The sequence below is a fragment of the Aurantibacter sp. genome (genome assembly GCF_039941195.1).
Lineage (GTDB): Bacteria > Bacteroidota > Bacteroidia > Flavobacteriales > Flavobacteriaceae > Aurantibacter_A.
Genome location: NZ_JBDVFA010000007.1, coordinates 23,764 through 47,641 on the forward strand (window position 1 = coordinate 23,764; position 23,878 = coordinate 47,641).

Here is a 23,878-nt window from a genome sequence, read left to right on the forward strand (position 1 = left end):
CTATTTAATTTATATGTTTAGCGCTAATATTGACATTCACATTTTTAGAAGCATTATAGCCGTTGGTGTATCTTATCGAATTATCATAAGGTTCCTTTATTGTAAAGCTACCACTAATGTTTTTTACAGTAAAACCAGAGCTAGGTGCTAAAATTTCCAAAAAGGGCTCATTTTTATTATATTCCAAATAGAAATTACTAAACTCATAATTTCCTACTGTATTAGATCCTGATTGCCTCTGCAATTCTATTGGAGCATTACCACCACTCTTGATAACATCGTAGGCAGAACAATTTCTAAATACTACCTTGTATTCATTAGATCTTTTCTTACTAAATAGTACTCTATGCTGACTACCATTAAATTTAACATTTTCAAAAGTAACTGTTCCTTGTACTGGATTAGTTTGGTCTCCGGGATTTAAATAAATTTCGGTATTTGGTTTACCATTGGTGGATTTCGAATTATAACTAAAACTACTATTACTAACTTTTACACTCATCGATGGTGAAGAGCCATTAAGTTTATGAGGTGAAATTTGAAATCCAGCACTGTCATTGCTTGAGAATTTGCATCCATTAAAATTGATATTCACCAATTCTTCATTATTTGTATTAGGCTCAAGGTCAACACCTGTCTCAGGATTGGTACCGTTACTTTGGGAAAAATCTGAATTATTAACCCATACATTACGAGCACTTATAATACTCATACCATTTCTGCGGTTATTTAAGCAGGATACATTGTTAATTGTAATGTTTTTTGAATAGTTCAAACTATTACCACCAGCAATGTATAAACCGTCGCCACCACTATCCCGTAGAGTTAAATTATTTACTTTTACGTTATCACCTTGTCGAATCGAAAGTGCGTGGCGTGATTCACCACTATTATATTCCGATTTATTCATCCTAAAAATAGCTCCGTTACCTTCTATGGTAACATTTTTGGATCTAAACATTTCAAATAATACCGCATCTGATGCAGAAAACGCGCCTGATTTAGCTCTTAATGTTACTCCAGATTCAAATACGATCGTCATATTTGATAAGTCAAAAATTCGCGTTGGTCTAATTACCCAATCACTACTTTGTTTATCTATAACTACATAAGATTTACCAGAAGTTAAAGCTGCTTCAAAAGCTGAGGTTGCATCACCAGATTTAAAACCATAATTTGATGCAAATACTGCATGCGATGGATAATTACCATTGCTGCCACCATTATCTCCTCCACTGCTAATTTCATTTGCGGTAATAGTAATGGTTTTTGTACTAGTTAAACCTTCAGCATCTTTTACGGTAAGTTTCACACTATAAGAACCCGCATTGTTAAATGTATGCGACGGATTGGAACTTGTAGAAGATGAACCATCTTTAAAATCCCAATGATAACTGGTTATTTTAGTGTCATCCGTAGAATTACTTCCTTTAAATTGGACTTCTAACGGAGCATCACCTGAAGTTGGAGTAGCTGAAGCTACCGCATTAGGAGCTTCGTTCTCAGCTGGTTCAGAAACTTTAATAGTTACTGTTTTATTACTTGAGAGCCCCTCTTCATCTTTAATGGTTAATAATACATTGTATTCACCAGCTTTTATAAAGGTATGTGATGGATTAGAACTAGTAGCTGTTGAACCATCTTTAAAGTCCCATTTAAAACTAGTAATTTTATTATCATCTGTAGAATTACTTCCTTTAAATTGCACTTCTAATGGGGCTAAGCCAGAAGTTGGTGTTGCACTCGCTACTGCTTTTGGAGCTTCATTCTCCTCAGGTTTGGATACCTTTATGGTAACTGTTTTAGTACTAGAAAGGCCATTTTCATCGGTAACTGTAAGTGATACTTTATAGTCACCTACTTCATCAAAAGTATGCTCTGGATTCGCGTTCGTCGCTTTTTTACCATCATTAAAGTCCCATGCATAACTTTTTACACCATTATCATCTGTAGAATTACTTCCTTTAAATTGCACTTTCAAGGGAGCTACGCCGGAATTAGGAGTTGCAGAAGCAACAGCCTTTGGTGCTTCATTATCTTCATCATTCACTGTGATTGTTACTGTATCTGTATTGGAATTTCCTTCATTATCGGTGACAGTCAATTCAACTTCGTACTCACCAGCTTTTTCAAAAGTATGCTCGGGATTTACATCAGTTGAAGATGTACCGTCATTAAAAATCCATTTGTAGGTTTCAATTTTTGTGTTGTCTGTAGAGTTACTTCCCTTGAAAGTAACCTTTAAAGGAGCAGTACCTGTAGAAGGATTGCCATCTGCAATAGCAATAGGACTCTCATTATCATCTGTAGAGATTTCTTCATTAATTTCTTCTTCAACAATATTCTCTTCTTCCGTTGAGAGTATTTCACTAACCACAATTTGTTCTGAATCTATTGGTGCGTCATAAGTCACAATTAATTTTGGGCCGTCTACAGTCGGGTGCTCTTTTGATGCAAAAGCCAAATCGTTACCATCTTCATGATCTAATATTAAAGTTGATAATTTGGGTTCTAATTGTTCAGCTTCTAATTCAATTTCCTCAGTAGCTCCAATTTTATATTGTTTTATAATACTACCAATTTCAATTTCAGCTTCCGGAATTGATGTTAGATTATGTTCTGTCCAATCCTCAGTATTACCTTTGTGAACATTTATAGTTCCATCACCATCATCACTATTTATAGTAAATTGAAGTTTTGCCGCAGTAATTTGGCCTCCAATTGAATCTATTTGACTCAAATCAAACATTAAATAACTTGTTCTATTGCCTTCTTCTAAGCGAACTATATGTTGATTGTAACTTTTACCAGTTTGATAATGCGCATCATATTTTGCTGGAAAAGTTGTTGTTCTACTTTCTAAATCTATTTCAATATCATTAATTCCTTCTTCAATTACCAATTCTTCTTCTTCAATTATTGGTTCTTCTTCTACAGGAGTTTCTTCGGTTACAGTTTGGCGATCTTCAATAGACTGAGAAGCGTTGTTGAACAATGCATCATCAATTAAATCACTGTCTTTACTGCAAGAAATTACAAGTCCTAATGAAAGTAAAAATGAAACAATAAGTTGCCTATTAAGGCGTGTGGGATGGAAATTCATTTAGTGTGTTAAACTTTATTTAGTTGGCAATTTTGCAATGCTAAGCAAATAGCTTAAATAATCGATGAAAAACTTCATTTTTTCGATGAAATACACGATTCGAACACAATAAACGTGAAATGTTAAATATTATTGTTACCAGAATCTTGATTATATACCTAATTTATAGGATGAACGGATGCTAATATTTTTTTATTTAACATTTTATTTAGAAAATTTTCGATGAAACGCAGCTTGGGTATTATATTTCTTACGATTACAAGAGAAGACTACTGTTTTTTGTAAGGAAGATTAATATATAAGGATTGAATTAGTCGATAAATATATTAGAATCTGCAATCTGTTGGGCCACTTTTTCATGTCCATAACAGGTCCAATGAGCATCAAAATCAAAACTCCAAGAAGAATCATTTGATGAATCTAATACCAAATAATTATAATTTAATTGTTGTAATAGACTTGTAATATACTTAGGTGTCTTAGGTTTAATAATATATATAACCTTTGTTGTATTATAATTTCTTTTGATATAGTCCAATAATTTATGATACAACTTTATGTCGTTTTTAGGTATATCTTTTTTAGGTATAGCTATGGCCTTTGAGTGAGTATTTTTCGCTGATATTTTATTGAAAAGATAGTAGGCAAATTTAAAATTATAAAGTATTTTTTTGAGAAAAGATCCTTTTATTAATCCTTTAATAACTTTTTCCTTTTTTATATCCAATTGGGTTATATCAGAGTGCTTTTTTATTTGTAATATACTTTGTTTAAAATCTGATTCACCTAAATAAATTAATTGTTGAATTGGATTTAAGGAATCTAGTTCTCTGGTTATTTCCATTGCTTCAATTAGAGAAACACCCGAGCGACTGGCTTCAAAGAAATTGTATTCAGGCAGTTTGTCTTTTAATAATACCCCTTGATGGCAACTATCCGGATTCATAAAATTTTCAATATATGAATCTCCTACTATGGTTATTAGATTTTTATATTCTTTAGGTAATGGACCTGGCCAACCTGTTTTATTAATTTGCCAACTATGTTCCCCACCGATCCATTGACCATTTTGATTAGGAATATACTTTTGTATTCCATTTTGATCTATATACCGTTCTGGAATATCAGATGTTAAAACAAAAATCCGAGTAATTAATTCTCCAATAAGAATTCCAATACTAATGAAGAATAATATTTTTTTTATAAACTTCGTCATTTTTTAAAATTGAAAATATATAAATTCTTGTTGGGAACCTCCTAAAGAAAAGATTGATATAATTATCGCAAAATATATTCCCCAACGAACTGGTTGAATTAAAAATTCATCTGATTTAAAAAGTTCTAATGCATGTTCCCTTTCTCTTTGAATCCACTCTATCATAGTGAAAACTATAATTGTAATTAGAATAGTTTTAGGTAGTACCTCTGGAACATTAAATAATTTATATGTAAAAATATCGGCAATATAATTAAAGGCGTGTGCAATGTTTTCGGCTCTAAAGAAAATCCAAGCTAAAATAGTTAAAAGAAAAGTTGATATAATATTTATTAAGTCAGTTAAGCGAGGAAATATTTTTCCTTGGGCTACAATACCTATGTTTTGTCTATTTTTATTTAATAATAGAAGTGGAAGAAAATAAATTGCATTTAAAGCTCCCCACACAATGAATGTCCAATTAGCACCGTGCCAAAATCCACTGACTATAAAAATAATAAACGTATTTCTAATTTTCATCAAAGTACCGCCTCTACTTCCTCCAAGTGGTATATATAAATAATCTCTGAACCAAGTAGATAATGACATATGCCAGCGCCGCCAAAATTCTGCAATATCTCTGGAGAAATAGGGGAAAGCAAAATTTCGTTTTAAATTAAAGCCAAAAAGACGAGAAGTACCGATAGCTATGTCAGAATAACCAGAAAAATCACCATATATTTGAAAAGTAAAAAATAGTGCACCTAGTAATAAGGTACTACCAGAATAGTTATCTGAGTTGTTAAATATTATATTAGCAAATTCAGCACAATTATCGGCAATCACAATTTTTTTAAAAAGTCCCCAAAGAATTTGTCGCATTCCATCTACTGCTTTCGCATAATCGAATTTTCTTTTCTCATAAAATTGAGGTAGTAAGTTAGTCGCTCTTTCTATTGGTCCAGCAACCAATTGCGGGAAAAAGCTAACAAATGCTGCAAAAGCAATAAAATCCTTAGTAGGTTCTAGTTGTTTACGATAAACATCTATGGTATAGCTTAAAGTTTGAAATGTATAAAAGCTAATCCCGACAGGTAAAATAATATTTAATGAATTGGCATTTATTTCTTTACCAAAAAATGCGAAAGCCTCTAAAAAATTATCTAAAAAGAAATTGTAATATTTAAAAAAACCTAGAAACCCCAAGTTTACTAATATACTAATCCATAATAGAGTCTTCCTAATTCTAATATTTTCATTTCTTCTTAATGCAACCCCAATAGAATAATCTACTAATGTGCTAAATAAAATTAGAGATAAAAACCTCCAATCCCACCAGCCATAAAAAAAATAGCTCGCTGCGGCAATTAAGAAATTCTGAAGTTTTAAATTTTTTTGAGTAGCGAACCAGTATAGCAAAAATACTACTGGTAAGAAAATGGCAAAATCCAAAGAATTAAATAACATATATTATAATTTGGAGAATATGTTTTTATATATAAAGAATTAATTATAATTAAATCTTTGTATGTTATTTTAGATATAAAATAATAAGGTATTAGCACCTAATGTAATAATGCTATAGAAGAACGCATTTATAATAATAATATTATTCAAAATGAAAGTGAAATATTTGATTATCAACTTTAATAATTAAGAGTCAACAAATTTTTTTTTTGAAAATTGTATTTCCTACAGTCCGCCTTCAACTTCACAATCGAGTACACCTTTAACATCATAAAGTATTCCATTTGGAGAAAGCATAGCTCTTATATCAATGGCTAAAAATTCTTTATGCGCTACTGCCAAAATAATTGAATCATAAGTCCCATTTGGGCACATATTAGTGGTATGTAGGTTGTACTCTTCAAATACTTCTGCCGGAGAAGCCCAAGGATCATATATTGTAATTTCACTATTATAGCTTGAGAGGCTATTAATTAAATCAACTGCTTTAGTATTCCTAACATCAGGACAATTTTCTTTAAAAGTTATTCCTAATACCAATATTTTACATCCTTTTATAATTATATCGCGCTCTAACATCAACTTTACTACTTCTGATGCCACATATTTGCCCATGCCGTCGTTCATACGTCGTCCAGCCAAAATAATTTCTGGGTGATAACCATATTCTTGAGCTTTTTGGGCAAGATAATAGGGGTCAACACCAATACAATGTCCACCTACTAGACCTGGTTTAAAAGGTAAAAAATTCCATTTAGTACCCGCAGCTTTTAAAACCTCATTAGTATCGATATTCATTAGGTTGAAAATCTTTGCAAGCTCATTGACAAACGCAATATTTATATCACGTTGAGAGTTTTCAATAACCTTTGCCGCCTCTGCAACTTTTATACTAGGAGCTAAATGTGTGCCAGCAGTAATTACTGAAGCATATAAACTATCTATTTTTTTTGCAGATTCTTTAGTGGACCCTGAAGTAACTTTAAGAATCTTATCGATAGTATGTTTTTTATCTCCAGGATTTACTCTTTCTGGTGAATATCCTACAAAAAAATCTTCATTAAAAACTAAACCACTACAACGTTCTAATATTGGGACGCACATTTCTTCAGTAGCACCTGGGAAGACTGTAGACTCAAATATAATTATATCGTTTTTCTTGATGTATTTACCAACAGTTTCACTTGCAGTTAAAAGTGATGTTAGGTCGGGTTTGTTTGAACTATCAACAGGTGTTGGTACAGTAATAATAAAATAATTACAATCTTGTAAATCTTGCGGATTATAAGTTGGATAAAACCCTTTGGTTTTTTGTCTATCAATTATAAGCAGACTAAGCAAAGTTGTATGTTCTATTTCAAGGGTGTCATCAATACCCGATTTTAGATTATTTACGCGATTTTGATTAATGTCGAAACCAATTACTTTATATTTTGTTGATAATAAGGTTGCTAAAGGAAGTCCTACATAACCAAGCCCAATAATTGCTATTTTAGGATTATTCATTGTTGTTTTTAATTACCCTATTTATTTATTATCAAGTGCTATATTATTTGAACACTTTAATGCGCATAAGCTAAAAAGAAGTAATTTTTTTACGACAATTATGCACAACACAAAACTAGTTTAAATTTACTGTTCAGTGTGCATTTTTAAAGAATTATAAACGTTCATACATTCTTCCAATAATTCTTTATCGCATAGTGGTTCCGGATATACTGAAGGTGTATGTTTTTTGTTATTGCCTAAAGAATCAATTTTTAACTTTTCAGCCAATTTTGTGAATACAATATCCGGTTCAGAAATTAAATCTTCAAAGCATATGAAAATATCATTAGGTTGATGATTTTCTTTAAGATAACTATAATAATTTAACCAAATTGCCAACCAATAATTGAGATCTTCTTTATCAAATTTATTTCTATAGGTTTCGAACTCTTTTGTTAATAAAAAAGGTTTATGATTTAAGCCAAATTCGTGATGACCCAAATAATTAAAGTAATCTAAGGCAAATGAATCATCTTCTTGATCTTTTGAAAAACTTTTATGAAGTTTCATTAACGAAGCTGCATGAGATAATGGATTTCGAAAAAGCAAAATTATTTTTGCATTATCAATTTTTCTCAAGGTATCCAACCTTAAAACATTATTATTGTTTTTTGAAACATAATTTGTCTTTCCTTTTGCAAGACAAATTAAATTTATATACGATTTATACTTCTCTTGGATATTATTATCAATCACATTAATACTTAAGCCATTCTCTTGGATATAAGCATCTTTTAGAAAAGCTTTCCAGAAATATTCATCAAATTCTTCTGGGGAATTTCCATCTATAATAATTCCGTCTTTATGGGCTCTTTCATGTGCTTCAATCTTCGATTTTTTGTTCCATAGATTTGGACTTAAAAGAAAAGGCATATTAGAATATTGCAGTGAGGCATAATTGCCAGTTTGGAAAATTTTGCGCATTACAGCTGTAGTTCCCGACCTTGCCAGACCAGTAACAAAAACATACTGATTTACTTCCAGTTTTTTAGCATTAGTGCCATGAAGTATTTCTTCCATTTCTAAAGTTGCCTTAGAAATGCTGTAATTGTCTAAATAAAATTTATGTAAGAATTTATCGGTTGCTGAATAGCCTGCCATAATTTTTTTTAATAAAAAGATAGATGATTACGGTAATGATAGGTATTAAAAGTCCCCACCAAGTAATTAGAATATCTGGATTTAATCTTGCGCTTATTTTTTGAAGAAAGAATAAGCTTAAAAATGGGGCCACAAACAATAGTATGCCAAATATTAGTTTACCAAGCAATTTTATTTGTTCAGATACTAGTTGCATTAATTGTTTTTGTTTCTCTTCGTCACTAAGGGTTTTATCACTCATCAATTTGAATTGTCCCTTATAAGAAGCTATAAGAGTTTTCATTGTCGCAGTTAACCCAGAATATTCGAAAAGAATACATGAGACTATTGTTAATAGTACTAGTACGGCATATTCCACAATTTATCCTTTTTTAAATTTATTTTTGATAAATCCGAAAAAACGCTTAATCGGAAGCCAAAACACTGCAACTAAAAATGCAAAAAATGTTAGAAAAATTCCTGTAATTACTGCTACAATTCCGCCACCCAATCCGGGTCCTAAATATAAAAACATAATAATTTATTTTAATTAATAATGCGACTCCAAAACAAACTTGAAATATGTCCTTCATCCAAGCGCTTAACATATTCTACTTTTTTGTTTATTGAATCACCAATAATAATTCTACCATTATTAGTCTCTTCAATAATAACATCACCATTCTCAAGAATGTCACAACGACCTGATGTGTAGGTAGTTATTTTTTCTTTGCTCATTAATCTTGAATATGGTGTTGATGTAGAGTCATTCACGAAGTTATAAACATAAATTTCGTTATGTTGTTTCTCTTTTGTAAAAGATAAGTTTGAATGTGTTAGTCTTTCATCAACAATACTCTCTTCGCGAATAACATCATTTCCGAAAACTACTATTTTATCATTCTCATAAAAATCGGCATCATGTTGATTTGTCCATGGGCCATGTTGTAACCATAATATTTTATTGGTACTTGGTCTATAAAGAAAAACGGCACTTAAATTTCTACATGAAATTAATAAGTCATCTTTTTTCCAAAATTCAGAATCAGTTAAAGCAGGTTGAATATCATTTAAGTGAATTTGATCGCTAATAATTTGACCTTTATAAAGCAACAACTTTTTGTAGCCATTTTCTACTAATATTTCAATTACGGACTTTGAAAAAATCTCGTCTCCAGTATTTTCTTCAATAATTGAAATTGTGTCATCTAATAATGTATGCTTATATTCATCATATTCACCAGGAAGAAAATCATACTTGCCAGAAATAAATGGTCTAGTGCAAGTGTAAATTTTACCGTTATTATTACTCTCAAGTGTATGGTGATATGTTTTGTCATTTTTAAGCCATAGCAATTCGCCTTTTTTATCAATCTTAGCAAGCAAACTAGTAAGTTGTGAGGTGAACATTAAAGAACTGTCTGAACTCATTAAAGGGTGCATAAAATATAGGTCACTACCTTTACTTGGTTTTCTAGGATTGTCTTCGTTAAATGCTTGTTCATATAACGAGGCATTATCGGGACTCCACTTTTTTATTGACTTACCGTTTTTTAAATCAAGCAATTCAAATTCTTGACCAAATTCCTTCTGCTTATAGGATACTAACAATTTAGGATATGATTTAGTATCAACACCATTAGAATAATCTAAACCACCTTTTGCTTCTGAATTTGTAACAATAAATTCAGGAGCGGATAAAATAGTCTTAATAATCGATGGAGTTTCTGCCATAAATTTAATGGGTTGAGCTAGAAAACCTAACCTAGATTTGCCATTATCACCAGCCATATATATATTACGAACACTTGAGGCTAATAAAATAGAAAAGAAAAATAATCCAACAATCCCAATAAATGCAATACGCAATTTTTTCATGATACAAAGTAAATGAGATATTTTATAAAATTTATACCCTCAGATTAAAAATTGGTTAAATAAGATATTTTTTCGTCATAATACCTTTCTAAAAAACATAACGTACTTTTTACCTGTAAATTACATAATCATGCCGGCAGCGACAGTCTCGTTCGTTGTGTCATCAACTAAAATCAAACTACCGGTTTCTCTATTTTCTCGATAGGAATCAATCATAAGAGGTTTAGTTGTTCGAATTCTAACTTTACATATGTCGTTCATGGTCATTTCTTTATCATCAAAATTACGACCTAGAGTTTCAATGTTAATTTTGTAAATAACCTCTTTAATTAATGCAGTTTGTACATTACTTGTATGTCTAACAGAATATTTTGCACGAGGTTTGGCGGGAGAATTGTTCATCCAGCAGAGCATCACTTCCAAATCTTGAGTAGCTTCAGGTTTATTGTTTGACCTTACAATCATATCCCCACGACCAATATCGATATCGTCTTCTAAAGTCATAGAAATAGACATCGGTGCATAAGCCTCATCAAGTTCACCATTTGGACCTTCAACAGTTTTGATTCTGGAGGTAAAACCTGAAGGCATTACTGTGATTTCATCACCCGGTCTAAAAATACCACTTGAAATTCTTCCAGCATAGCCGCGATAATCAATAAAACCATCTCGTTGTGGTCTTAATACAGTTTGAACGGGAAACCTAGAATCAATACTATTAAAGTCACTACTAATGTGTATTGTTTCTAAAGTATGTAAAAGGGGAGCTCCATTATACCAATTCATGTTTTCAGATCGGTTAACTACATTATCTCCCAATAAGGCACTTATAGGAATAAATCGAACATCTTTAACTAACAATTTAGAAGAAAAGTCTTGAAATTGTTTAACAATATTATCGTAAACATCTTCCTTGAAGTCTACTAAATCCATTTTATTAATACAAACAACAAGATGTGGAATTTGTAAAAGGGAAGCGATAAAAGAGTGTCGCTTCGTTTGTTCTATTACGCCATGTCTAGCATCTATTAAGATAATGGCCGCATTTGCAGTAGAGGCACCGGTTACCATATTTCGTGTATATTGAATATGACCTGGGGTATCTGCTATAATGAATTTTCTTTTTGGCGTAGTGAAATAACGATAGGCAACATCGATAGTAATACCTTGTTCACGTTCATCTTTTAATCCATCGGTAAAAAGAGCAAGATCTACACCCTTATGACCTTTTTTTTGACTTGTATTTTCTATGGCCTCTAGTTGGTCTTCGAAAATTGATTTTGAATCATACAAGAGCCTTCCAATTAATGTGCTTTTGCCATCATCCACACTGCCAGCAGTTGTAAATCTTAATAGTTGATTATTATTTAATTCCATTATATTTTCTTTAAAAGTAACCTTGTCTTTTTCTGTCTTCCATTGCGCTCTCAGAACGTTTGTCATCCGTTCTATTTCCTCTTTCCGTTTGTCGCATTCCAGAGACTTCTTCAGCGATTTTTTCAAGGGTATCAGCGTCGGATTCAATACCTCCCGTAATTGTTATGTCACCTAAGGTGCGGAATCTAACTTTTTTAATTACAATTTCCTCACCTTCTTCTAATTTCAAAAATTCAGAATTAGGAATCCAGGAATCACTTCGCCAAACAACTTCTCTTTCATGTGCAAAATATAAAGATGGAATAGCTATTTTTTCTCTACAGATGTAATTCCAAACATCCATTTCCGTCCAGTTACTTATTGGGAAAGCACGAAAGTGTTCACCTTCAAAATGTTTTCCATTGAAAAGATTCCATAGTTCAGGACGTTGATTTTTAGGATCCCATTGACCGAAATCATCGCGATGTGAAAAAAAGCGTTCTTTTGCTCTTGCTTTTTCTTCATCTCGTCTTCCACCACCAATTGCGCAATCCACTTTGTTTAACTCAATAGCATCAAGTAATGTGGTAATTTGTAAAGAATTTCTAGTGGCATTTTTTCCTTTTTCCTCGGCAACTCTACCTTGGTCAATTGATTCTTGGACGGAACCAAGAATTAAATTTACACCTAATTCTTTTAGTGTATCATCTCTAAACTGAATGGTTTCAGGAAAATTATGACCTGTATCTACATGCATCAAAGGAAATGGAATTTTCGCAGGATAAAATGCTTTTTTCGCCAAATGTGCAACTAAAATAGAATCTTTACCGCCTGAGAAAAGTATAACTGGGTTTTGGAATTGTGCCCAAACTTCTCTTAGAATGTAAATAGCTTCCGATTCTAATTCATCAAGGTAATTTAAATAGTATTTACTCATTTTTTGAGTCTTAATTGGTTTCTAATTTTACTATAAATAATTTCGACAGATTCTTCAATGGAGTTTTCTTCGGTCACCTCAACATCAGGTGATTTTGGGGATTCGTACGGAGCGGAAATACCTGTCATATTAGAGATTTCCCCCTTTCTAGCTTTTGCGTAAAGTCCTTTAACATCTCGTTCTTCGCATACTTCTAAACTAGTGTTTACAAAAACCTCAACATAATTTTCAGCACTTACTGTCTGTTTAATTCTATTCCGATCTTCTTCGTAAGGGGCGACAAATGCAGCCAAAACTACAATACCCGCATCTATAAATAATTTAGATATTTCACCGATTCTACGAATATTTTCGGAACGATCATCGGGACTAAAAGAAAGGTCACTGTTAATACCTTTTCTCATATTATCTCCATCTAAAACATATGTTTTTATTTTATTTGCATGCAATTTTTCTTCCAGTATATTGGCAATGGTAGATTTTCCGGACCCTGAGAGTCCCGTGAGAAAAATAAGAAAAGAATTATGTCCATTTCCGGCTCTTCTTTCAACAGCACTAAGTTTGTAATTGTGGGAAATTATATTTTTTTCCATTTTTTCTTTTTATGACGATTGTCCAATCCAAAATTGATCTTATACCATGCCCTTTCATGTACATAATACAAAATCATCTTAGTAACAACTTCTACACCTCCAATTTTTAAACCTGTCGTTGGACTTCCTGTAATAAACCATGAAAGTAAAATAGTATCTAAAGTACCAATAATTCGCCAAGTAATTGTCTTAATTAAATGCCGTTTTTTACTGTCGTCAATATTCATTTTTAACCAAGCACGTTCATGTAAATAGTACAAAACCATTTTGGTTAAAACTTCAGACAAGCCTATTTTAAGTCCAGTAAATGGATTTCCGGTAATAAGCCAAGACAGTAAAATAGTGTCTAAAGTTCCTACTAACCTCCATGTTACTGTTTTTGCAATATGTCTTTTATGAGATATTTTACCCATTTTTATCGTACTTCGAAATATGGATTTAATAAGTTCTTTTTATTATAAGAAAGATTCTCACCCGTTTCTTTAGAAATAACATTGAACCCCGCTGCCATACATATTGCTTGTCCAGCAGCTGTATCCCATTCCATAGTTGGTGCAAATCTAGGGTATATATCTGCTTTACCCTCAGCAACCAAGCAAAATTTTAAAGAACTACCCTTAGAAACAATTTCAATTGTCTCAAAATCTTCCTTCTTTTTTTCTATGAAATCTAGAGTATCTTGATTCATATGTGATCGGCTACCAACAATACGAAGCTTATTTTTAACTTTTTGGTTTGGATTGATTCTGTCACTTGCATTAAACAAATTTCCATTAATATTATGAAGTGGATCTAGTTGAGTTTTATAAGCTTTTTTATTTGTTACAGATGCATAATAAAGTTCTCGTGTAACGGGTACATAAATAACGCCTATTTCTGGAATTCCATTTATTACAAGAGCTATATTTACAGTAAACTCACCATTTTTCTTAATAAACTCCTTTGTTCCATCTAAAGGGTCAACAATCCAACAATATTCCCAATTTTTTCTTATGGTAAAATCTTCATTTTTGTTTTCTTCACTGATAATAGGATAGATTGTTTTTTCTAGAAAGGAGTTGATGATAGAATTAGCGGTCAAATCTGCTTCTGTAAGTGGAGATTTATCCTCCTTAAGTTCTTTGTTAAAATCAGGCCGATTATATACATCCAAGATAGCTATTCCGGCATCTATTGACGCTTCTATTGCAATGCGTAAATTTTCGGATAAATCGAACATGTAGAGGGCTAATATATTAATTTGGTAGGAGTATTATACATTGTAGTAGTTCTTGTACCAATCTACAAATTCTTTTACTCCATTTTTTATTTTAGTATCTGGGTGATAATTATAATCACGAATAAGACTTTCAACATCTGCCCATGTGCGCTTAACATCTCCGGGTTGCATTGGTAACATTTCTTTTTCTGCATTTTTACCAACTTGTTCTTCTATGGCCTCAATAAAGTCATTTAACTTAACACAATTATTGTTACCTATGTTATAAACCTTGTAAAGGTCTCTATCATTAGTTGATTTAGTTAAGATTCTAACTACACCTTCTACGATATCATCAACATATGTAAAATCACGTTCCATTTTACCATGATTAAATACTTTTATAGGTCGATTATTTAAAATTGCATCGGTGAATAGAAAAAGCGCCATGTCGGGTCGACCCCATGGGCCATAAACGGTAAAAAAGCGTAAACCAGTTGTTGCCATACCGAACAAATGACTATAGGTATGTGCCATTAGTTCGTTGCTTTTTTTACTAGCGGCATATATACTTATTGGGTTATCAACACTATCCTCAGTAGAGAAAGGTATTTTTTCATTTAATCCATAAACGCTCGAACTACTAGCGTAGACTAAATGTTCAACTTTGTTATGCCTACAGCATTCTAGTAAATTTAGAAATCCTACTATATTGCTGTCAATATAACTTTCAGGATTCTCTAGACTATATCGAACTCCAGCCTGAGCTGCTAAGTTGCATACAGCAACTATATTGGTGTTTTTAAAAATATTAGGTAATTCCTCTCTATCTTCAAGTTTAAGGCGGACAAAAGTGAATTTATTACCATGAATATCACTAATAGATTTTTTATTCCATTTTTCTGCTGATTCACGGTCAATGCCAAGCTCATTTAATCTAGCATATTTTAAGTTGACATCATAATAATCATTTATATTATCTAAACCAATGACTTCTATGTTTCTTCTTAAAAGTGCTTCGCATAAATGATAGCCTATAAAACCAGCTGCGCCAGTTACTAATATTTTCATGATTGACCTATTTTGTAGTATTGAAATCCTTTTGACTCCATAGTATCTTTATCTAAGATTCTACGGCCATCAAAAAGGAAAGCAGGTTTTAGCATTTTGGTGAAAATTGTGTCCCAATTATACGACTTAAACTCATCCCATTCCGTTAATATACCAATTGCATGTGCATCTTCGGCAGCCTCCATTGGCTCAGTAACAACTGTGAGTAATTTTCTATTCTCTTCTGGAGATCTTGTACCTAAGTAGTCCAAGTCAGCATAAATTTGTTCTTTAGATACTTTTGGGTCATAAACAACAATTTGGGCTTGTTCATCTAATAATGCATCGGCAACATATATTGCGGCTGATTCTCGCGTGTCATTAGTATCTTTTTTAAATGCCCATCCATAAAATGCGATTTTCTTGCCTGAAACTGTATTGTAAAGCGTAGAAATAATATGTTCTGCAAATCGTCTCTTTTGGTAATCATTCATAATAATTACTTGTTCCCAATAATCAGCAACTTCTTGCAATCCGTAACTTCTAGCAATATAAACAAGATTTAATATGTCTTTTTGAAAACAAGATCCACCAAAACCAACTGATGCATTTAAGAATTTCGGACCAATTCGACTGTCAGTGCCAATGGCACGAGAAACTTCAGCGACATTAGCATCTGTTTTCTCACACAATGCGGAAATTGCATTAATTGATGAAACACGTTGAGCTAAAAATGCATTTGCAACCAATTTTGAAAGTTCTGACGACCAAACATTTGTCTGTAAAATTCTTTCTTTAGGTAGCCAATGTTCATAAACTGAACTTAAAATGTTTTTAGCATCTTTTCCTGATTCAGTATCATCACCTCCAATAAGAATCCGATCTGCATTTAAAAGATCCTCAATTGCAGTCCCTTCTGCTAAAAATTCGGGATTTGACAAAATTTCAAATCTGACATCATTGCCAGTATTGTCAAGTATGCTTTTAATTGCGCTTGCCGTACGTACTGGTAAAGTGGATTTTTCAACTATAATTTTATCATCTTTCGCAACCTTAGCTATATTTCTAGCACAAAGTTCTACAAATTTTAAATCTGCGGCTTGCCCTTTTCCTTTTCCATATGTCTTAGTAGGAGTATTTACTGAGATGAAAATCATTTCAGCTTCGTCAATAGCTTTGTCCACTTGGGTAGAAAAGAAAAGGTTTTTGCCACGGCTTTTTGAAACAATTTCTTTAAGGCCTGGTTCATATACCGGTAAATTGTCTAAATTGTCAGAATTCCAATCATCTATTCGCTTTTGATTAATATCTACGACAGTGACTTTAATATCCGGGCATTGACTTGCAATAACTGACATTGTAGGACCGCCTACATAACCAGCACCGATACAACATATTTTTGTAACTTTTTTCATTCAGATTTTATTTAAAAGGGATGCAAAGATTGTAAATAATTTTAGAAAAATTCTTCTAATCTGACAAACGAGTATATTTTAACGGTATTGTGATAAATCTTAATAATTATAATTATTCTATAGTCATTTCATGTATTTTAACGAAAAAACCAATATTATTTACGAACTAATTTAATCTAGGTTAAATTGCTATAATTAAAGATATCCAGCGCATCTATGTAGTAGTTAACAATAAATTATAACTTTTAATCGAATTAAGGACATGAGGTAACTAAGGATTGTGAGTAATTCATAATTTTGCTTGATATAAAAGTTTTAGTGTACGTTTTTTAATTATGAACCGTTTGTAGTTTTAAATCGTATTTAATATAGTTTGTACGATAATTATAAAAAACTTAGGTAAATTTATTCTTTATATAATACTATGAGTATAATTACATCAAGTAAAATATGGCTTTCTTCACCTCATATGGGTGACAAAGAACAAATTTATGTAAAAGAAGCATTTGACACGAATTGGGTAGCCCCACTTGGGCCCAATGTCAATTTGTTTGAAAAGTCTATTGAAAATTATATTAATAGTGGAGTTAATGTTGCTGCTCTGAGTACGGGCACGGCAGCTATACATTTAGCCCTAGAGCTTCTTGGAGTTACCGATGGAGATGAAGTGATTTGTCAAAGTTTTACATTTTCAGCATCAGCAAACCCTATATTGTATCTTGGAGCAAACCCAGTATTTGTGGATAGTGAAAAAGATACTTGGAATATTTCTCCTACACTTTTAGAAGAGGCAATTTTAGATAGAATTGCGAATGGTAAAAAGCCCAAGGCAATTGTAGCTGTTCATTTATACGGTATGCCATATAATGTTTCAGAATTAAAGCGTATTTCAGATAAATATGAGGTGCCTGTAGTTGAAGATAGTGCGGAAGCCTTAGGCAGTTCAGTAAATGATATTAAATGTGGTAGTTTTGGAGATATTGGTATTTTATCATTTAACGGAAATAAAATAATAACAACATCTGGTGGTGGTGCCTTAGTAGCTAAAAACAAAAAATATAAAGAAAAAGCTATTTTTCTTGCAACACAAGCAAGAGACGACGCTCCACATTACCAGCATTCCAATATTGGATACAATTACAGGATGAGTAATGTTTTGGCGGGAATAGGACGTGGTCAAATGGAAGTTTTAGATGAGCGAGTAGCTGCACGTAGAAGTAATTTTGAGTATTATAAGACCAAACTGAATCATTTAGATGAAATTGAATTTTTAGATGAGCCAGAGGGTTATTTTTCCAATAGATGGTTAACTTGCATATTAACGTCTTCATTTGAGATTCGAGAAAAAATTCGTTTGGCTCTTTTAGAAGAGGACATAGAATCGCGCCCACTATGGAAGCCAATGCATTTACAACCAATTTTTGAAAAGTATCCTAGTTATTCTGACGGAACATCTTCAGATTTATTTGAAAGAGGATTATGTTTACCGAGTGGTTCAAATCTTACCGAGAATGATTTAGGCAGAATTACCGACTTAATTATAAAGAATTTTAAATCATGATTCAAAATTATTTATCTAATAACGTGAATCGTTATGCATCAAAATGGTTAGTCCTATTAATTGATGTAATCACGGTAAGTTTTTCTTTCTTTTTAGCGTATTGCATTCGATTCGATTTGTCATTAGATTTTGATGTTAATCAACTATATACACAGTTGCCGTTTGTTGCATTGGTGTCATTAGTGTCATTTTTGATAGTTGGGTCTTATAAGGGAGTTGTTAGACATACTGGAGTTCGAGATGTATATAATCTTTTTAATGCGATTTGTACCTGTAGCATATTAATGATTGTAATGATTCTCATTAACACTAAATTAGATTTTATTGAAAACTTTACAATTCCTAGAAGTATAATTATATTTCATAGTCTTTTAAGTTTTATTGGGTTAACCGCTTCTAGGTATGTTTTTAAATCGCTTTATAATAATTATCTAGCGAAGGACATGAAGGTTAATAAAAATGTATTAATCTATGGTGCTGGAGAATCTGGTATTTTAACACATAATGCACTTACAAATCATTCCAAAAGTAGAGCTAGAGTAGTCGGTTATATTGATAATGATAATCAAAAAGTCGGTAAACAGATTAATGGTGTCAATGTTTTTGATAAAAAAGTTTTGACTGAAGATTTCTTAACTAAAAAGGATATATCAGAGGTTATTTTTTCTATCCAGAATATTGATCCTAAAAAACTAAGAAAATTAGTTGAGAGTTTGGTCGAATATCCTGTACAGGTGAAAATTGTTCCTCCGGTTGAAGATTGGATAAATGGAGAGTTACGTGCTTCTCAAATAAAGCAAGTACAAATAGAGGATTTATTGGATAGGGCACCTATTAGTATTAAAAATCAAAAGATTGACAATCAATTGAACGGAAAAGTGATTCTTGTAACAGGAGGAGCTGGTTCAATTGGTAGTGAAATTGTTCGTCAAATATGTGATTATAATTACAAATCATTAATTATTATAGATCAGGCAGAATCCGCTTTGTATGACCTACAACAAGATTTAAAGCAAAATGGGTTTCATAATTTTATACCAATAGTAGGAGATATACGAGATAAAAATAGAATGAATGCTATTTTCCAAGAGTATAAGCCAAATATGGTTTTTCATGCGGCAGCATATAAACATGTTCCCTTAATGGAATATAATTCCTATGAAGCCATTAAAATTAATGTAGCCGGAACAAAAACTGTTGCAGATTTATCTCTAAATCATAAAGTTGAAAAATTTGTTTTTGTTTCTACAGATAAAGCAGTAAACCCAACCAATGTAATGGGAGCCTGTAAAAGAATTGCTGAAATGTATATTAGTTGTATGGAGCAGGAAAAGAAAACCAAATTTATTACAACAAGGTTTGGTAATGTTTTAGGTTCTAATGGTTCTGTTATTCCTTTATTTAGAAAACAAATAGAAAAAGGTGGTCCTTTGACTCTGACACATAAAGATGTTACTCGTTATTTTATGACCATTCCAGAAGCCTCTCAATTAGTGTTAGAAGCGGGGTCTATGGGTGAAGGTGGTGAGATTTTTATATTTGATATGGGCGAATCTGTTAAAATATTTGATTTGGCTAAAAATATGATAAAACTATCAGGTTTAAATTATCCTGAGGATATTGATATTAAAATTACAGGTTTGAGACCAGGTGAAAAGTTATATGAAGAGCTATTAGCAAATGGAGAAAATACTTTACCAACTTATCACAAGAAAATCAAAATAAGCAAAGTGCGAGATTTGGATTATGCTGAAGTTCGGTCAAAAATAGATGAGTTGTGCATTACTAATATGTTCTTTAGTGGTAATACGGTAAGATTGATGAAAAATATTGTGCCAGAATATGTTTCGAATAATTCTGAATTATGTGATTTAGATGATGAGAAGAAAAAGTCAGATTCTGATAAACCAACATTAAAGGTAGTACAATCTTAATTTTTTCACTAATCTTGTATTTGAAAACCCTAATAAAATCATAATGTTTGAAAAATTGAATTCACAAGGCTTTAAATTTTTAACTTTTAGTTTAATAGCGTTAATTTTAGGTTCTTGCGCCTCTAAAAAAGATATTGTTTACTTTCAAAATGCAGGTGATTATGAGACAATCGTAAGTGATAATTCACATACTAACAAATTTAAAGTCGATGATGTTTTAAGTATATATGTTTCAACATTTGATCCGCAAGCAAGTATACCGTTTAATCTTTTTAAAGGTGTAGCTTCGGAAGAGGGTGGTATGCGAGCAACTGAGCAAGTAGATTATATAATTGATAAAAATGGTGAAATTGATTTCCCGGTACTAGGAGCTATTAAATTAGTTGGTCTTTCACCTGAAGAAGCCAAAAATCATTTAAAGGAGAAGTTGAGCCCATATCTTAAAGATGCAATTATTAATATCAGATTAAAGAATTTTACTGTAACAGTTTTAGGAGAAGTTAACAGACCAGGGACATATGCAGTTGGTGGTGAGCAAATTACTGTTTTGGAGGCAATAGGATTAGCAAATGATTTAACCATTAAGGGGTTAAGAGAAAATGTTATGGTGATAAGGGATTTTAACGGTACAAAGGTTTATACGCGTATTGATTTAACACGCAAGGAATCGTTGAATTCCCCAGTTTATTATCTAACACAGAACGACGTTGTTTATGTTGAACCCAATGATTCTGCGGTGAATGCATCGGCATTTGATAGTAGAGTTTCTGTTTGGGTATCAGTAGCGTCATTACTAATTACATCTACAGTATTGATAATAACACGGACGAATTAAATATAATTCTTCTTTGATAATAAATAATTTAAAGTACTTTAATGGCCATTGATTCAGAAAAATTTTCTAACGATAATGTTGATTTAAAGGAGATTTTAAACTCCTATTTAAAACATTGGAAATGGTTTGTCTTATCAGCTATTGTCACCTTAATTATGGCTTCGCTTTATATAAGATATGCTACTCCAGAATATTCAGCAAAAGCTAAAATTCAGATTATTGAGGATAAAAATTCTTCATCCGAATTATCTGCATTTCAAGATTTGGATCTTTTAGGTGGAGGTAAAAATAAAGTTGAGGATGAAATTGAAATTTTAAATTCAAGATCGAACTTTATTGAGGTTGTCCAGTCTTTAAATCTGAACTTAAAAATGCATTCATTGGGGAATGTAAAAGACTCTGAGATATATAAAGACCGACCTTTCAATGTAAATTTTATTGAAAATGATTCTATAATTGATAACTCTGAATTTGTCTTTTTTATAGAGTTATCATCTGATACAGATTTTGGATATAGTTTGGAACGAGATAGTCCTGTAAAAATGTTTTCGTTTGGTAAAACTATTCCGTCCGAGATTGGGGGCATAGTTATAACACCAAACATTCCATATTTTAAAAAATTTAAAGGTAGCAAAATAAAAGTTTCATTAAGTCCAATATATAGTGTTGCGGAAGGATACCAAAAAAAGATAGTAGTTGCTGTTGCTGATGAAATGTCTAATATTATTAATATTAACTTAAACAATCCAGTAAAACAGAAAGCAATAGATGTTATTAATAATTTAATTTATAATTATAATAGAAATGCTATTGAAGACAAACAAGCAGTTGCTAATAAAACAGAACAGTTTATTAATGATCGAATTACAAATATTTCATCGAGTTTAACAGCAGTTGATAAGGATGCTGAAGAGTTGTTGACTGAAAAGGGAATTACAGGAAGTGGTTTAGAAGTTGGTGCAGCTGTACAAGTAAGTACAGCGAGTAGACAACAACTAGATGATGCACGTAATCAATTACAGATGGTTTCTAGTCTTAAAAATTATGTAGCTGGTGAAGAAGGTTATGAGGCTATGCCTGCTTTTGATGTGGGAAGTGGTGCAATTTCTGGGACACAAGCGAAATATAATGAATTGGTTGCTGAAAGAAAGCGATTATTAAAAAGTGCAGACGAAAAAAACCCAATCATTGTTAACTTAAATGAACAACTAGATCAATTAAAGTCAACAATGCAATCTAGTTTAGCTTCTATGGAACGAAATGTGGGAATGACAGTGGGTACTCTTCAAAATCAGGTTGGTAGAATACAAAGTACGATATATTCAGCTCCTAAAAATCAGCGTGAATTAACTAATATAACTAGACAACAGCAAACAACGGCTAATTTATATCTGTATTTATTACAAAAAAGAGAAGAGTCTCAAATTGCTGCAGCATCCAGTCCGGAGAAATCAAAAATAATTGATCATGCTCATTTAACAAGTGGCTTACCAGTATCACCTAAGATTCCTGTTATTTATTTGGCCTCTCTTATTTTAGGGCTTTTAATTCCATTTTCGGTTATATATGCCAACGGATTGCTCGATAATAAGATTCATAGTAAAACAGGTTTGGAGAAATTAGCAGCCAATATACCTGTACTTGCTGAATTACCACGTTTATCTAAGAAAGATGAAATTTTAGTAAAAAAAGAGGATAGGTCTGTTTTAGGGGAATCTTTGAGAATTTTAAGAACCAATTTAGATTATATAATTAATTCAAAGAAGGTTGGAAAAAACAATCTTATTTTTGTTACATCAAGTGTGCCGGGAGAAGGTAAAACCTTTTTATCTTCCAATCTTTCAATGATATTTGCCAATACTAATAAGAAAGTTTTATTAATCGGTGCCGACATTCGAAATCCAAAATTATATACTTTTTTTACAAGTAAAGATGTTGATAAGTTGGGAATGAAGCCAACACGTAATAAAGATGCAGGTTTAACTGAATTTCTATACGATGAGTCGTTAACTTCCAGAGATATAATAAATCCGATGTTAGTCCATAATAACACTATTGATGTAATATATTCTGGTAAAATACCACCAAATCCATCTGAGTTATTGATGAGTGACAGATTAAAAGAATTATTTGAAGAAGTGTCAGAAAAGTACGATTATGTGATAGTTGATACCGCACCTTTAATGGTGGTGACTGATACACTACTTATCAGTAAGTATGCAAATCACATTATTTATGTTACAAGGGCTGGGGTTACAGAAAACAGAGTGATTGAATTTCCGTTGAAATTGCAATCTGAAGGTAAATTACCTGGTTTGGCCTTCGTGGTAAATGATGTAAAAGATTCGAATTTAGGCTATGGTGGAAAATATGGTTATGGTTATGGCAAAACCACCAAAAAATGGTGGAAATTCTAATAGAATAGTATTCTTCAAGCATAACAAATCCTAAACAAATAGTTTAGGATTTTTATTTAAATATAGATTATATCCAAAAGTTAGATAAAGTATGGTCGTATAGAAATAATCAGTATCAGAAGTCGCTTAATAATTAAACATAAATTACTAAGGTAAATATGATTAATTACTAATTTTACAGGTGTTTGTACTTAGACGGCAAATGCCTGATTTTAAACGAAAATCAGGTAGGGTTTTTCGCTATTCAGTTGTTATTAAGTTATCTTTGTAAGTCGTTGGTATTACATGTTTTGCTTGCAATGTTATCGAAC

Annotated in this window: 19 protein-coding genes; 4 read left to right on the plus strand and 15 right to left on the minus strand. The window is 31.9% G+C overall.

Translation table 11 applies throughout. The features are described 5' to 3' along the window. Positions 1-4 precede the first annotated feature (4 nt). The 15 genes from ABJF52_RS00670 to ABJF52_RS00740 all read right to left on the minus strand — a co-directional run bounded on the left by ABJF52_RS00670 (position 5) and on the right by ABJF52_RS00740 (position 16,820). Positions 5-3,103: a PKD domain-containing protein gene (locus ABJF52_RS00670; RefSeq protein WP_348144802.1), complete on the minus strand. Its 3,099-nt coding sequence runs from the start codon at positions 3,101-3,103 to the stop codon at positions 5-7. A 310-nt stretch (positions 3,104-3,413) separates the two neighbouring features. After that, a complete protein-coding gene (locus ABJF52_RS00675) occupies positions 3,414-4,319 on the minus strand; it encodes a hypothetical protein (protein WP_348144805.1) in 906 nt (301 codons plus the stop codon). A gap of 3 nt (positions 4,320-4,322) precedes the next feature. Next, a complete protein-coding gene (locus ABJF52_RS00680) occupies positions 4,323-5,765 on the minus strand; it encodes an MBOAT family O-acyltransferase (RefSeq protein ID WP_348144806.1) in 1,443 nt (480 codons plus the stop codon). A gap of 225 nt (positions 5,766-5,990) precedes the next feature. Continuing rightward, the gene (locus ABJF52_RS00685; RefSeq protein ID WP_348144809.1) at positions 5,991-7,271 is read right to left on the minus strand and encodes a nucleotide sugar dehydrogenase; all 1,281 of its coding nucleotides are present in this window, start codon (positions 7,269-7,271) and stop codon (positions 5,991-5,993) included. Positions 7,272-7,397: 126 nt separating this feature from the next. Beyond that, positions 7,398-8,414 carry a sulfotransferase gene (locus ABJF52_RS00690; RefSeq protein WP_348144812.1) on the minus strand — a complete coding sequence of 339 codons (1,017 nt, stop codon included), beginning with the start codon at positions 8,412-8,414 and terminating at the stop codon, positions 7,398-7,400. Further along, positions 8,389-8,697 (minus strand): hypothetical protein, encoded by a 309-nt coding sequence (locus ABJF52_RS00695; RefSeq protein WP_348144813.1) that lies wholly within the window; start codon positions 8,695-8,697, stop codon positions 8,389-8,391. The genes ABJF52_RS00690 and ABJF52_RS00695 overlap by 26 nt, the downstream gene beginning before the upstream one ends. A 78-nt stretch (positions 8,698-8,775) precedes the next feature. Then, positions 8,776-8,928, minus strand: a complete 153-nt coding sequence (locus tag ABJF52_RS00700; protein WP_348144815.1) for a hypothetical protein — start codon at positions 8,926-8,928, stop codon at positions 8,776-8,778. Between the two features lie 11 nt (positions 8,929-8,939). Next, entirely contained in the window at positions 8,940-10,271 is a 1,332-nt protein-coding gene (locus ABJF52_RS00705; RefSeq protein WP_348144818.1) for an arylsulfotransferase family protein, read from the minus strand. Positions 10,272-10,391: 120 nt separating this feature from the next. Beyond that, positions 10,392-11,648, minus strand: a complete 1,257-nt coding sequence (locus ABJF52_RS00710; protein WP_348144994.1) for a GTP-binding protein — start codon at positions 11,646-11,648, stop codon at positions 10,392-10,394. Between the two features lie 10 nt (positions 11,649-11,658). Further along, complete coding sequence (gene cysD, locus ABJF52_RS00715) at positions 11,659-12,564, minus strand: sulfate adenylyltransferase subunit CysD (RefSeq protein WP_348144821.1); 906 nt, start codon at positions 12,562-12,564, stop codon at positions 11,659-11,661. Further along, entirely contained in the window at positions 12,561-13,157 is a 597-nt protein-coding gene (gene cysC / locus ABJF52_RS00720) for an adenylyl-sulfate kinase (protein ID WP_348144824.1), read from the minus strand. The genes cysD and cysC overlap by 4 nt, the downstream gene beginning before the upstream one ends. Further along, complete coding sequence (locus ABJF52_RS00725) at positions 13,142-13,570, minus strand: DUF2061 domain-containing protein (protein ID WP_348144827.1); 429 nt, start codon at positions 13,568-13,570, stop codon at positions 13,142-13,144. Before ABJF52_RS00725 ends, cysC begins: the two co-directional genes overlap by 16 nt. Positions 13,571-13,572: 2 nt before the next feature. Further along, positions 13,573-14,376 carry a 3'(2'),5'-bisphosphate nucleotidase CysQ gene (cysQ, locus tag ABJF52_RS00730; protein WP_348144830.1) on the minus strand — a complete coding sequence of 268 codons (804 nt, stop codon included), beginning with the start codon at positions 14,374-14,376 and terminating at the stop codon, positions 13,573-13,575. 33 nt (positions 14,377-14,409) lie between these two features. Then, complete coding sequence (locus ABJF52_RS00735; RefSeq protein ID WP_348144833.1) at positions 14,410-15,426, minus strand: NAD-dependent epimerase; 1,017 nt, start codon at positions 15,424-15,426, stop codon at positions 14,410-14,412. Beyond that, positions 15,423-16,820 carry a nucleotide sugar dehydrogenase gene (locus ABJF52_RS00740; RefSeq protein WP_348144836.1) on the minus strand — a complete coding sequence of 466 codons (1,398 nt, stop codon included), beginning with the start codon at positions 16,818-16,820 and terminating at the stop codon, positions 15,423-15,425. Before ABJF52_RS00740 ends, ABJF52_RS00735 begins: the two co-directional genes overlap by 4 nt. A gap of 424 nt (positions 16,821-17,244) precedes the next feature. Here ABJF52_RS00740 and ABJF52_RS00745 point away from each other — a divergent pair, with 424 nt between their 5' ends. From ABJF52_RS00745 to ABJF52_RS00760, 4 genes are read left to right on the plus strand one after another with little or no spacing between them, the layout of a single operon-like run. Further along, a complete protein-coding gene (locus ABJF52_RS00745; protein WP_348144839.1) occupies positions 17,245-18,381 on the plus strand; it encodes a DegT/DnrJ/EryC1/StrS family aminotransferase in 1,137 nt (378 codons plus the stop codon). Further along, positions 18,378-20,315, plus strand: coding sequence for a nucleoside-diphosphate sugar epimerase/dehydratase (locus ABJF52_RS00750; protein ID WP_348144842.1), 1,938 nt, complete (start codon positions 18,378-18,380; stop codon positions 20,313-20,315). The genes ABJF52_RS00745 and ABJF52_RS00750 overlap by 4 nt, the downstream gene beginning before the upstream one ends. Before the next feature lie 43 nt (positions 20,316-20,358). After that, positions 20,359-21,150, plus strand: a complete 792-nt coding sequence (locus ABJF52_RS00755) for a polysaccharide biosynthesis/export family protein (RefSeq protein WP_348144845.1) — start codon at positions 20,359-20,361, stop codon at positions 21,148-21,150. Positions 21,151-21,191: 41 nt separating this feature from the next. Next, the gene (locus tag ABJF52_RS00760) at positions 21,192-23,567 is read left to right on the plus strand and encodes a polysaccharide biosynthesis tyrosine autokinase (protein ID WP_348144848.1); all 2,376 of its coding nucleotides are present in this window, start codon (positions 21,192-21,194) and stop codon (positions 23,565-23,567) included. Positions 23,568-23,878: the final 311 nt, after the last annotated feature.

Coding starts and splice junctions, on each gene's coding strand:
- ABJF52_RS00685 (WP_348144809.1), bottom strand. CDS start 7,271: ATGAATAATCCTAAAATAGCAATTATTGGGCTTGGTTATGTAGGACTT.
- ABJF52_RS00675 (WP_348144805.1), bottom strand. CDS start 4,319: ATGACGAAGTTTATAAAAAAAATATTATTCTTCATTAGTATTGGAATT.
- ABJF52_RS00755 (WP_348144845.1), top strand. CDS start 20,359: ATGTTTGAAAAATTGAATTCACAAGGCTTTAAATTTTTAACTTTTAGT.
- ABJF52_RS00740 (WP_348144836.1), bottom strand. CDS start 16,820: ATGAAAAAAGTTACAAAAATATGTTGTATCGGTGCTGGTTATGTAGGC.
- ABJF52_RS00690 (WP_348144812.1), bottom strand. CDS start 8,414: ATGGCAGGCTATTCAGCAACCGATAAATTCTTACATAAATTTTATTTA.
- ABJF52_RS00700 (WP_348144815.1), bottom strand. CDS start 8,928: ATGTTTTTATATTTAGGACCCGGATTGGGTGGCGGAATTGTAGCAGTA.
- ABJF52_RS00695 (WP_348144813.1), bottom strand. CDS start 8,697: ATGAAAACTCTTATAGCTTCTTATAAGGGACAATTCAAATTGATGAGT.
- cysC (WP_348144824.1), bottom strand. CDS start 13,157: ATGGAAAAAAATATAATTTCCCACAATTACAAACTTAGTGCTGTTGAA.
- cysD (WP_348144821.1), bottom strand. CDS start 12,564: ATGAGTAAATACTATTTAAATTACCTTGATGAATTAGAATCGGAAGCT.
- ABJF52_RS00760 (WP_348144848.1), top strand. CDS start 21,192: ATGGCCATTGATTCAGAAAAATTTTCTAACGATAATGTTGATTTAAAG.
- ABJF52_RS00725 (WP_348144827.1), bottom strand. CDS start 13,570: ATGGGTAAAATATCTCATAAAAGACATATTGCAAAAACAGTAACATGG.
- ABJF52_RS00750 (WP_348144842.1), top strand. CDS start 18,378: ATGATTCAAAATTATTTATCTAATAACGTGAATCGTTATGCATCAAAA.
- ABJF52_RS00710 (WP_348144994.1), bottom strand. CDS start 11,648: ATGGAATTAAATAATAATCAACTATTAAGATTTACAACTGCTGGCAGT.
- ABJF52_RS00670 (WP_348144802.1), bottom strand. CDS start 3,103: ATGAATTTCCATCCCACACGCCTTAATAGGCAACTTATTGTTTCATTT.
- ABJF52_RS00745 (WP_348144839.1), top strand. CDS start 17,245: ATGAGTATAATTACATCAAGTAAAATATGGCTTTCTTCACCTCATATG.
- ABJF52_RS00705 (WP_348144818.1), bottom strand. CDS start 10,271: ATGAAAAAATTGCGTATTGCATTTATTGGGATTGTTGGATTATTTTTC.
- cysQ (WP_348144830.1), bottom strand. CDS start 14,376: ATGTTCGATTTATCCGAAAATTTACGCATTGCAATAGAAGCGTCAATA.
- ABJF52_RS00735 (WP_348144833.1), bottom strand. CDS start 15,426: ATGAAAATATTAGTAACTGGCGCAGCTGGTTTTATAGGCTATCATTTA.
- ABJF52_RS00680 (WP_348144806.1), bottom strand. CDS start 5,765: ATGTTATTTAATTCTTTGGATTTTGCCATTTTCTTACCAGTAGTATTT.